The organism is Faecalibacterium sp. An192 (assembly GCF_002160175.1).
In the GTDB taxonomy this organism is placed as follows: domain Bacteria; phylum Bacillota; class Clostridia; order Oscillospirales; family Ruminococcaceae; genus Faecalibacterium.
On sequence record NZ_NFKB01000069.1, the window covers coordinates 1 to 11,366 of the forward strand.

General features: G+C 49.7%; 8 protein-coding genes and 1 CRISPR repeat array. Of the genes, 5 read left to right on the plus strand and 3 right to left on the minus strand.

Annotated elements, in window-relative coordinates; all coding sequences use genetic code 11:
* Positions 1-429: 429 nt before the first annotated feature.
* From B5F27_RS14605 to B5F27_RS14620, 4 genes are all read left to right on the plus strand, one after another.
* Positions 430-729 carry a helix-turn-helix transcriptional regulator gene (locus B5F27_RS14605; protein WP_158098263.1) on the plus strand — a complete coding sequence of 100 codons (300 nt, stop codon included), beginning with the start codon at positions 430-432 and terminating at the stop codon, positions 727-729.
* Positions 730-731: 2 nt separating this feature from the next.
* Entirely contained in the window at positions 732-1,844 is a 1,113-nt protein-coding gene (locus B5F27_RS14610) for an AAA family ATPase (RefSeq protein WP_158098264.1), read from the plus strand.
* Positions 1,841-2,569 (plus strand): DUF3226 domain-containing protein, encoded by a 729-nt coding sequence (locus tag B5F27_RS14615; RefSeq protein WP_087368836.1) that lies wholly within the window; start codon positions 1,841-1,843, stop codon positions 2,567-2,569. Before B5F27_RS14610 ends, B5F27_RS14615 begins: the two co-directional genes overlap by 4 nt.
* A 471-nt stretch (positions 2,570-3,040) precedes the next feature.
* Entirely contained in the window at positions 3,041-4,138 is a 1,098-nt protein-coding gene (locus B5F27_RS14620; protein ID WP_087368837.1) for a hypothetical protein, read from the plus strand.
* Positions 4,139-4,262: 124 nt separating this feature from the next.
* Positions 4,263-4,496: a CRISPR direct-repeat array (repeat unit 36 nt; unit sequence GTATCAGTTTATCAATATCCATCAGAGAACCAAAAC).
* A gap of 48 nt (positions 4,497-4,544) precedes the next feature.
* Here the strand turns inward: B5F27_RS14620 and cas2 are convergent.
* From cas2 to cas9, 3 genes are read right to left on the minus strand one after another with little or no spacing between them, the layout of a single operon-like run.
* Positions 4,545-4,868: a CRISPR-associated endonuclease Cas2 gene (gene cas2 / locus B5F27_RS14625; RefSeq protein ID WP_242962209.1), complete on the minus strand. Its 324-nt coding sequence runs from the start codon at positions 4,866-4,868 to the stop codon at positions 4,545-4,547.
* Positions 4,861-5,781: a type II CRISPR-associated endonuclease Cas1 gene (gene cas1, locus B5F27_RS14630; protein ID WP_087368839.1), complete on the minus strand. Its 921-nt coding sequence runs from the start codon at positions 5,779-5,781 to the stop codon at positions 4,861-4,863. Before cas1 ends, cas2 begins: the two co-directional genes overlap by 8 nt.
* Positions 5,742-9,176: a type II CRISPR RNA-guided endonuclease Cas9 gene (cas9, locus tag B5F27_RS14635; RefSeq protein ID WP_087368840.1), complete on the minus strand. Its 3,435-nt coding sequence runs from the start codon at positions 9,174-9,176 to the stop codon at positions 5,742-5,744. Before cas9 ends, cas1 begins: the two co-directional genes overlap by 40 nt.
* Before the next feature lie 577 nt (positions 9,177-9,753).
* On the opposite strand from cas9, the gene B5F27_RS16630 reads away from it, so the two are divergent.
* Positions 9,754-10,929, plus strand: a complete 1,176-nt coding sequence (locus tag B5F27_RS16630; protein ID WP_144066544.1) for a hypothetical protein — start codon at positions 9,754-9,756, stop codon at positions 10,927-10,929.
* Positions 10,930-11,366: the final 437 nt, after the last annotated feature.

Below are 11,366 nucleotides of genomic sequence, written 5' to 3' on the forward strand. Positions count from 1 at the left end.
CCTGAATGTGGCTGTATTTTCTGGGCATAGCAAAGACCTCCTGTAGTAGTTTTATTCTACCACAGGAGGCCTTCTTTTTTCACTGTCTACTTTTACTGGAGCGGTTCACCTTTTTGAAGGTGCAGGGTGTTTTTTTGTGGTGCGGCCGGGGGGATTCGAACCTCTGGCCTTTGGAGTCGGAGTTATGATCTGGGCTTTTCGCCGCTTTTGGGGATATCTTGTAAATCGGCATGGACACTGGATTTTTTCGTGTTTTAATTTTTATCTTATGGTTTCTTTTTGGGATTTGTTGGAATCCAGTTGAACTTTTGTTGAACGCAGAGCGATTCATTGTTGAATGAGATGCTATTTTGAAAAATTGCAAATTTGATATAAATTTGCTTGACAATATGTTAAATATAACATATGATTAAAAGGGAGGGATGTGCCATGACTGACTTTCAGAAATTTCTTGACGAGGCCCTCGACAAGGTGCAGCTGACGCCTGCGAAAGATGTCCCGGAGAACGAAGACTACGACATCAACGAAGAAGTGCGCGCTTTGGTGGTCGCCGCCCGCAGCGCCTCCAACCTGACCCAAAAACAGCTGGCGCAGCGTTCGGGCATCTCACAGGCCAATCTCAGCAAGATTGAAAATGGAAACCATCATCCCAGCCTGTCCACCCTGAAACGGATTGCGGACGCGCTGGGAAAGAGGCTGGTAGTCAGCTTCGAAGATCAGGAGGTGTGACGGTGGCAATCCATATTGAAAGCCTGCAGATTCAACAATTTCGCGGCATCCAGCAATTGTCTATTCCGCGCCTGAATCATATCAATCTGGTGGCCGGAGACAACAACTGCGGCAAAACCAGCCTGTTGGAGGCGCTTCTCCTGCTGCGCAATCCCGGAGACTTTACCAACACGCTGCGGATTGCCCGAATGCGGGACAACTTGAATCCGTTTGGCAGCACTTCTGCCTATGAGAACTTGCTTGCACTGTTCCCTCATATTGAGTCGGAAGTGAAGCGGATCGAAATGCAGGCCCGCTGTCATGGACAGGATGTCTGTTATGCACTGGAAGGCAAGACACAGACGATTTTGCTGGACCCTGAGGAGCAGAAAATGCTTTTCCGCTTTTCTACGCGGAGAGAAAATCTTCTGCCTTCGGAATGCCAGGCGTTCCAGGGGGAACTGGAGGTTCGTACTGAAAGCGGCCAGGAGAAGAAAGAGATCAGCTTTCACGAGTATTCTACCATATCCGGCAGGGGCATCGCAAGCAGCCGGTTGCTGAACGTGGTTTATCTGGCGCCCTTTGACCATCTGAGAGGCGGAATGTTGTCCTCTATCATCAAGAACGACTCCTATAAAGATCTGTGTGTGGGCATCCTGCAGCTGTTTGACCCCGGCATCACGGATCTACTTCTGCTGAAGAACGAAATCACCAACCGCCCGGTTGAATGTGTTAGACACAAAGAGCTGGGAACCATGCCGCTCTCTACCTACGGTGACGGCATTAAGAAAGTGTTGTCCATTGCAAGTGGAATTTCAAAAGCTGTCGATGGCATTTTGCTGATCGATGAGGTGGAGACTGCAATTCATTCGCGCTATTTCGATGAAATTTTCCGATTTATTGCTGCTACCTGCCGGAAGTTCGACGTGCAGGTCTTTATTACCTCCCACAGCATCGAAGCAATCGACGGTTTTCTTGCCATTGAGGACTACGACCGTAAAACCGGCGGGGAAGACCCGATCAGCGTTGTCACGCTCAAAAAGGATTTAAATTCTTTCCGCAGCTATGCCCGTGTTCTTTCAGGACGCCATGTATATCAGAATCGGGAACAGTTCGGCTTTGAGGTACGTCTATGAACAAACTGATTCTGTGTGAGGGCAAAACGGATGCGATTTTGCTCAGTTATTATTTAGGCCGGGTCCAGCAGTGGATACCTTGCAAGCGTGGGCCGAAAAACTATCGCATTTCAGTGGATGAAAAGGCGGGGGAGTCGGCTTATTGGTATCAGCAGGGAAGTGATTATTTGCTGATTTGCGCTGTGGGCGGGAAGAATAAATTTGGCAGCTTTTTCGAGGAAAAGATCCGGGCGGCAATTAAAGATGCCCAGGTATTCTCCAAAATGGCTTTGGTCACAGACCGCGATGATCGCCAGGAAGAAGCCATTGAAAGGGAAGTGTGCCAGTGCTTTGCCCCGGTGGTCACGCAAGCAGAGCAGAATGTTTGGACCGAAAACCGGTATGAGGACGGTTACGGGCAGCAGCAGTCATTGTCTTTTCTGCTGCTGGTAATCCCGACCGACCAACAGGGCGCGCTGGAGACATTGCTGCTGAACGCCATTTCGGAAGATCCCTATGATCGTGAAATTGTCAGGCGCAGTGCGGCTTTCGTGGACGAGATGGAACCGTATGCAAAGAAATACATCGGGCATGCCCGCCTGAAACTGAAAGCCCGTTTGGGCGTCACCTGGGCCATCCAATCGCCCGGGAAGGAATTCGATTTTATTGACGAACAAATTCGCTCAGTACCGTGGGAAAATTCCGATACCCTGTCAAGGTGTTTTTCAAACCTGGTTCTGATTTGACAGTTATACAACATAAAACATAAGGAACAGTTAAGGCCTGTTGCAGATGGATGTCTGCGGCAGGTCTTTTTTGTTGAAACAACATCCCCGCCGTTCGGGGACTCTATTGAATATCAACAACTACCCCTTTACACAGGTGTATTTTAAGCAGGAACTATACTTATAGTATAGTTAATATGATCAACGGATAAAGGGGGGTATATTTTTATTTAAACATTCTCAGTACAATGGCATTATTTTTTGATTGTTTTGTAACATTGCTATAATGATGAATCTCTCATAGATCAATCCAATGGAGGTGTTTTTACTATGAGTAAGAACAAGAACCTGAATCAAGGAAACCGTAAAAGCAGAAAGATTACCAAACACAAAACGGCAGTATTCAATCTGGAACCAGATGGATTTTCGATTCATACCTTTTCGTTGACCAGGCACTTGACACAGACCAAGTATTATACAATCAAAGAGAACATGTATCTCAATTACCCCGGTACATACGAAACCTTCTCAAAGGGGGAAAATGGATCCGCCTATATCTTCCATCATTGCAACGCCTTCAACCGCTATGGAGTACGGATCTGTCTCATGCAGTGCGGCTTCAATGATTCCAAGGCTGAGCATCCCTCTGACTATGACGACGACGGCAACGATCTCTTTTCTGAATACTTTTTGAAAATGACCATCAACCCCAGAAAGCTGATTGAACCGCTGGACGAATACTCTTACCTGGGCATCCTACAGCCCACACAGGAAAGCGTGGATCGCGTGGCAGATGCCTTCCGGAGGCTGTTCTGGAAGACAACCTTTGAAAATGACATAAACCAGTACAAACTCTCACGGGTGGATTTCTGTACCAACATCCGCTGCGACAGCAAGAAGATCTTCCGTGAACTAGTGCGTGTCCTGCGGAAACTTCCTACGCCGCCCAAGTACACACGAATGATCTACCAGGACAAAAAACAAAACAAAAAGAAGGCCAACCGCTACAACAAGCACTACCTGCGCTTTGCCTGTGGAACCCATGAGTTGGTGATCTACGACAAGAGCTATCAGATGAAGGAAAACGGGCTGGAGCTCTCCTATGAGAAGATGCCGAATGGAGTCATCCGGTTTGAGATGCACTGTCAGCGGGAGTATCTGCGCCGTCTGGAAAAGAAGCTGGGATGTTCCGACACCGACAGTCTGCTCCATGCACTGGTCCAATGCACCCGGGAGGAACTTGTCAAGAAGTTCAGCAAATGCTTCCCGGACGTGAGCTACTATCAGGCCGAGGTCCTGCAGGAAAAGATTCGGGCATCCCATTACAAAAGGAAAAACAAAGAGGCCATGTACAAACTGGTCGAGCTTCTGAAGACGGTCCAGTCTGTGGACAAAGCCCTGGAGAAGCTGGAAGCCAAACGATACGATACCTCCGGCATCTTGAAGAATTTCGAGAAACTGGGGATCAGCCCGGTGCCTCTGCGGAAGGACTTCTGTGCAGAGCGCCTGCCTGGTATGGTGGAACTGCTGAACACAGTGGGAGATGAGGGCGGCATTGTGGTGCCGTATACGGTTGTAAAGTACAAGTGACGGCCGGATCTGCGGGGAAGCCTGTGTGGATTCGGGATGTTAGAGCTGGAATAAAAGGCTTCCTCCGGCAGGTTGAAAGCTGCCAAAGGAAGCCTTTTCCAGGTCTGACATACAGTTCAATCCCGTGCCGGTTTATCAATATCCATCAGAGAACCAAAACTTATATAATATAGTATGTATGGCCGCCTTGGTATCAGTTTATCAATATCCATCAGAGAACCAAAACGCCAACCCCAAATACGGCGCGGGCCTGGAGGTATCAGTTTATCAATATCCATCAGAGAACCAAAACCGTTATCTTTGGAGCGATAATGTCCAGATGTATCAGTTTATCAATATCCATCAGAGAACCAAAACCGCAAGATATAGTGGTTCCTGCGGTTTTGGCAGCATTGTTTCTACTAAATTATATCTCAAGAAGATCTTTGGTGTCAAGGAAATGTTCGTCCTTCATCTGTTCGCCGCACAGCAGCTTCATCTGGGTATATTGCTTTTCGGTAATTAACATAGCCCGGACAGAGCCGGCTGGCGGCAGATGATCCTCCACAATCCGCAGATGTTTCTGGGCGTCGTCGTGGTTCCGGGCCAGACGGACATAAACCGAGTATTGCAGCATCAGAAAACCGTCCTGAATCAGCGCCTTGCGGAACTGCGCATAATCCCGGCGCCTCTTTTTGGTATTCACCGGCAAATCAAACAACACCATCAGCCGCATAAATCGATCATCCATCCAGTTCATCCTCAAACAGGGGGTCATCCCGGATCAGCTCCGGCAAAAGAAGCAGGCCGGCGTCCTGCTTTTCGATGGCGCTGGTCAGGCTGCGTACATATCGGTCAATGGCATAGCGCACCCGCATCTTTTTCCCATCCAGGCGGATGACGTGGTTAACCAGGCCGATGAGTTCCCGGCGATTGGTGCGGGTCAGAGTTTCAAACAGATCGTCGCAGTGGTTGTCAGTCCACAGGTCCACCAGAGGGCGCAGCGGTTCCAGCAGGTCGTCCGCCAGATTGAAGGGATTACCGGCTCCGATGTGATGCAGGCCCAGAATGCCTGAGTAGCCATACCCGGCCAGCGTCTTGCAGACAGCGGAACGCAAAATGGCATACCCATAGTTCAGGGCTGCGTTGGTCACATCCTCCAGGGCTCGGGTAAAACCCAGCCCAAACAGGGCTGGGAAGTATACCTTGGCTGCCTGGGCTTCCCGGTTGCCGATATCACCGGGCAGAACATGAAGGGACAGGTCTTCCAGCTTTTGAGCTTTGGCGCCGCTGGCCCCGGCCAGACGCAGCGCTTTGGCCTGATTTTGGATTTTGGCGGTGATGATCCGCTGCCACAGATGGTCTTTGAATTCCTGGGACAAAGCCATTTGTTTCTGTAAAACCGTCAAGGGCCGGTAGTGCAGCGTCAGTGGCAGCAGCTCGGCACAGGGCAGGTGCTTGTCATCGCAGAGGAGCACATGGACGCCTGCCTGGGCAAGCCGGGTCAAAGCCGGCATACTGAGCAGTGCCTGACGGTTATCCACCACCACCGAGTACAGGTCGCCGATGGGAACCCGGGCTTCCTGCTGGGGGCTGCAGACATGAATCCAGTCGTCCTTGACCGTTATTTTTTCTCCAGCAGTAACGATAAGGGTTCGCCACATGGAATCTCGCCTCCTTTTCTGCCCAGAATGCTGATGTCATATTTTTTGACAACAGCGCCGCCGGAAATGTGGAATGGACAGCTTTTAGCGTCATTATTTTTGATGCCGTTGAATTTGGCCTGCTTGATACCGGCCGGGCTCTGGTAGAAACCTTCAAATTGCAGCCCGTTGGGAGTTTCTACACGGATGTAGTCGTTCTTGAACAGGTACATGATGTGCTCAGCGTAGTCGGCAGGGTTGGGGCAGGTCAGCCATAGTTTTTTCCCTTTGCAGACCAGACTGGCCCGGGCAATGGCCCGCACTCTGGTTTTGCCGGCAGGATCCCGGTAGACCTCGGTGCAGTAATAGCTGGTCGTATCCAGAACCGAGTAATTGTTGGGTGCAATCTGCTTGATCTTGTACTGATCCACCACGCTGCCCTTCAGGGTAACTTTGCGAATGAGCTGGCCCTTTTGGGTGCGGAATTCGGTCTTGCCCTGCTCCGACAGCACATCCGCCAGAGTTCTGGTTCCGGCGTCAGCCAGCAGCTCAGCGAGAGAGTCCCGCAGGTCGCCGTCGTTGGTGCAGAGCTGGGACAGATTTTTTTGGGTCAGCTTCATTACGTCGGTGCGCTTGGCCTCATACAAAACGCCGTCGATCTCTTTGGTTCCCAGAGCGTTGGCCGTGGTCAGGGTGCCCTGCAGTTTGCGTTCCGGCTTGCGGCTGGTGAGGGGCTGGGTCAGGCGGGCGGCAAAATCCGGGTCGTCAGCATAGAAGTTCGTCACCAGGCTGCGGTAGCTGTCGGGGTCGGTGGTCTGGCCGGGGACGCCGAAACGGATATCCACCTCGATGTTCAGGTTGGCGATCAGCGCGGTAATCCGATTCTGGCGCTTGAGGCAAGCTTCCCCGCGGGTGCGGGGAACATGGTAGAATTGTTCCAGGGTTTGGAGGCTGCGCTCCAGCTGGGCGCGGTATTCGGGTCTTTCGATGCCGCGGCTATTTTTCAGAATGCGGTTCAGGCGCAGGTTGTCCTCGGCAATCTGCGCGGTGGCAGGAGAGATGTTGGCAATGACCACGGCATCCACTGCGTGATGCAAGGTGGTGGATTCGCGGAGTTCACTTTTTTCATCTCCGCCCCAGGTGCTGCGGTTGAGCCAGGTCCGGCGAAACCGGCTGGTCAGGCCGCCTTTAACCGGAAACACAAAAGGCGTGCGGTGCTCTGGGGCCGGGGCCAGTTCCCGCTCCAGATAACCCCGCAGGTACTTGGCAATGTAGCGGGTATCGTTCAGGTTGCGGCTCTTCCACTCGTCCAGAAGATCCGTATGGTACAGATCGGCCAGCAGCAGATATTGCCGCTTCCGGTCGCTGATGATATGGTTCTTGGCCATCTGGTTGACCCGCCCAATGAACTGCTCCCGCTGTGCGGGATCGCGCAAATACATCAGCGGAGTCCGCTGCCCCTTGGTCTGGTTGGCATCGGCATAGACCAGCGCCTTGTTTTGGAGGGTGTTGTCCAGAATCATGGAAAATGGAACGATATGGTCCACTTCAAAGCCCTTGTTTTTGGGGTCGAGGGCGGCCCGCTTGTCTGTAATGGGCCGGCCGGTATACAGGCACTGCCAGTTTTGCTGCTGCGCCAGCTGGAACCGCTCCACCATGGAACCCTTGACCTGGTCAGGGCTGTCATATCCCATGATCTGGCAGATTTGCTGCTTGTCTTTTTCGGTCTGGGCCTCGTTCTGCTTGTTCCGGCGGTCCAGTTCGGCCCGCTCGGCCCAGGAGCGGCCCAGATCGCTGGCCACTTCCACATTCACCGCCCAGGGGGAACCGTATTGCCCCACGATGGCGTTGATGATTTTACGGGTTTCGTTGAGGCTGCGCATCACCACCGAGTTCTTGGCAAACTCGGCATCGACGGGGAAGGGCGGCAGTTTGACATGGGCGCCGCTGGCCTGACCGGGCAGAGGCTGCTCCAGCTCGTTCATCCGGCGCCACTGAAATTCACCGTATCGCTCGCCCTTCTGAAAGGCTTCCACCGCATCCCGCATATAGTGGGCGCTGACTTTGGCGGTGCCGGAAATCCGTTCCGCCGTCAGCCGTTTTGCCAGTTCCGGTGAAATACCAGGAATTTTCACCAGTTCTTCCTGGCGGCGGTGGGGCGTCTGGTAGAGGGACAGAACCCGCCCGATCTGGTTGAGCATGGTGTCATCGGCCAGAACGTCTTCCAGGGTGGTGCCGCCCAGAGCGGTTTCCCAGTTGATGCCGTATTTCTCCAGAATGGGACGGACCCGGCGCAGGAACTTGATGCAGTTGGGAGCACGGTCGGCGGTTTTTACCGCTTTGTTGTCCACCTTGATGTGGTAACGCTTGGCCAGCTCCTGAATCTTTTTGGCGGGCAGTTCGGCATCCCGCAGGGCTGCAGCCAGCATCGCTTCGGCAAGTTCTTTGGGCAGTTCAAAGACACCTGTTTCGGTGTTCATGTACTGATACTGGGACAGAGAGTTGGTGAGAGCGTACAAGTCCCCCAGTACGGTCATCCGGGGACCGCGGTCTTCCTCGCGGTAAAAGGGACACTTGCCCAGAGCCTGCAAAAAGCCGGTGTATTTGCGCATGGCGTCATCCCGGTCGCCGGGGCCGTCCTCAAAATCCCGCTGGGTGAAAATCAGCCATTCCAGAAATGCGCGGTTGGTGGTGGTTTTGGATTCTTTGCGCCAGGTGGTCTGGTAAGGCGCATTCAGACAGGGGTAGAACCGGGCCTGGTTGGTGAGAATGGCGTCAGCCTCTTTGCGCAGCAGGTCCCGACTGATGGGGTAACGGGTATCCAGATAGGGATGGCTTCGGTATACCCGCATTGGCCCGGCATGATCCGGGGCAAAGGTGTCGTCAGTCAAGAGCATTTCCGCCACCGAGCGATAATGTCCCTGCTCCATGATGCCTTCCACCAGCTCAATGCCACTGCGCTCCTGCTGGTACTCTTTTCTCTCTGCCGCGGGCAGCTCTTTGAGTTCTTCTTCGGTCAGGTTATAAAAAGCCTGGTAGCCCCTGTGGTTGCTGATGTGAATGAGGCAGGCTGCCAGCTCAGCCGGTGTCAGCTGTTCGGTCAAACCTTTGACCCGCAGGCGCAGCGGGTCGGACTGACCGGATTCAAAGAAGGCTTCCACCTCACCTTCCCGCAGCAGGCCAATTCTCTGTAAATGCCGTTTCACCATTGCTCTGCGATGGCTTCGGCGGCGCAGCACACGTCTTGCAGCCCGAAAAGCCCGGCGCTCCTGGTTGGTGTTGTCCTTGGATTTCTGATTTTCGGTGGTATCAAAGATGCGCACCCCAAAATCCTCGATGCGGGCAGGCTCATCGTATCGGATCACAGCCCATCCAACCGACTGAATCCCCACGTCCAGACCCAAAATATAGTGCATACTGCGCTCCTTTCCCGTTGACAACGATTCGCCCGGCGGCTATAATAAAGCTGAGCTTAGATTTTTGATGTGTCAGTTTATCAATATCCATCAGAGTAAACATCATTGATACCGTATCGGTTTATCAATATCCATCAGAAGTTCTAAGATAAGGCTTTACGCCGCAGGGTATGGTGGTATCCCAAATATTCCACCATTTGATTGTATCTGAAAGCGTCCGGTTCGGGCGCTTTTTATTTTATCCAGTATAACACGTTGAAAGCGATATAAATAGGGCTTTTTCTCATAAAACGGCATTTTATGATGCGGAAAATAAAGCATGAGATAGGGGAGATCCACAAATCCCTTGATCCCGCAGACAGTGCCGGGAAACAACGAGAGGATGACTTGAATTGTTGTCTTATCGTACATCGGTTACTCAGAACGATTTGAAAAATTGATATAAAGTTAACGAATTCGCTTGGGATGTATATGGTAAAATGATACAAGCCTCGAAAAATGGTGCTAGAATAAATGGATGATTTCAATTGTTGTAGTTTGAATTTTAATTGAGATTTAAAATAGGAGTGCGATAAACATGAGCAAGATTAAAGATCGGTGGGGCAGTTTTATTATATTTCCAACCCGTTTTGAAGGAAGCAAAAAAGAAATAGAGAATATATTTAAATCTATAGGAGAACCATATGCCGTTGAATCATCGGATATAAACCGAGATATTCAGGATATGTTTGAATATCATAATTTCTCCGGTTTGCAATGCAGAATAATAAGAAAACAAAATGTAAGTCAATGCTTAATAAAAAAAGAAAGCCCATGTTGTCTCTTAAATGTAGATGAATACAATGAAACAATATTGATTGATGAAATTATTGTTTTTAAATGTCAAATGGATATTGCTTTTGTATGTGTTTTGCTTTCATGTAAAAAAATTGAAATGTTAGAAAAAGTATGTCATCCAGGATACGAAAGTGGAAACGTAAAAACTTCTTTTGTAGGTAATCCAAACATTGATTTTGAAAGTGTACTTCGGACTTGGTTTAAAACGATACATTTGAACCCGTTCTATACTGACAAATCACTGTTTCTTGATGCGTTCATTTATAATTTTGGATTGTTCACAAAACGGTTTGACAGTATCAATCAAATGAGAAACATCACATTTAACATGCATCTTATGGCCCCATTGGAAAGTGTTGTTCAAGATTCTTCAGAGGAGGACATTTCTTATGTATATGCTGTGAAAGATTATAACTATAATTCATATCGATGGGGATGCTGCATTTCTTCCCAAACAATATCATATGCAACAGGAGATGAGAAACAAACTTTTGACGAACAAATAAAAGAGCAAGAAAGAAACGGACTTTTATTAGTAATCTTAGCACTGCATAAAAAGTACGCATGTTTGCATCTCGAACATCGCTTGAACTCGGGAAAAACAAACAAAATACAAGAGATTGAAAATCTGAAAAGGCAAATGACTGAATTCAGAGCATATGGTATGATATTGCCGGATTATATTTCCAGATGGAACAACATTAAAATGATCTACAAAAAGCTTTTAATCAATCTAGGTGTATATGATATGCTTGAAAATCTTACATATAAATTGGAAATATTAAGCAGTGAACAAGAGTCAAGCCAAAGAAAACGCATAGATAGAATAGTTTTTTTGATTACAATGCTGGGACTGTTTTCTGTGCTGGATTCAGCAATTAATATTATTGAACTTGTTTTTAAATTGCTTGATTGAATCTGTCGTCATGAAATAAATGCTTTGCTTTATCCTGAAGTTTTGACTTTCACAAGCATAAACACTAAAAATCACCCGCAACTTCCTTTTAGACAAAGGCGGCTGCGGGTGATTCTGTGTTTAGAGGTAAGCGCTCCATAATCCCCCGTGAGGGATAAAGAAAAGAGCTCCCATAAGGAGCTCAAATCGGTTAAAAGTAAGCGCCTCACAAAACAGTGTACTTGACAACAGAAAAGGACCAGCCAAAGCTGGTCCCCTAGGTTATTCCTGTTCAAAACAACTGCGCATGTAGTCGCTCCAGGGCATCAGATCCTTGAGCAGCTCAGGGTGCTGGCGGAAGTCCATGGAGGGAAGATTGGACAGCACAATGTGCAGGTATCCCCGCTCAGAAAGACCGTTGGCACCGGCTGTTTCCACCAGGCTGTAGATCACAGCAC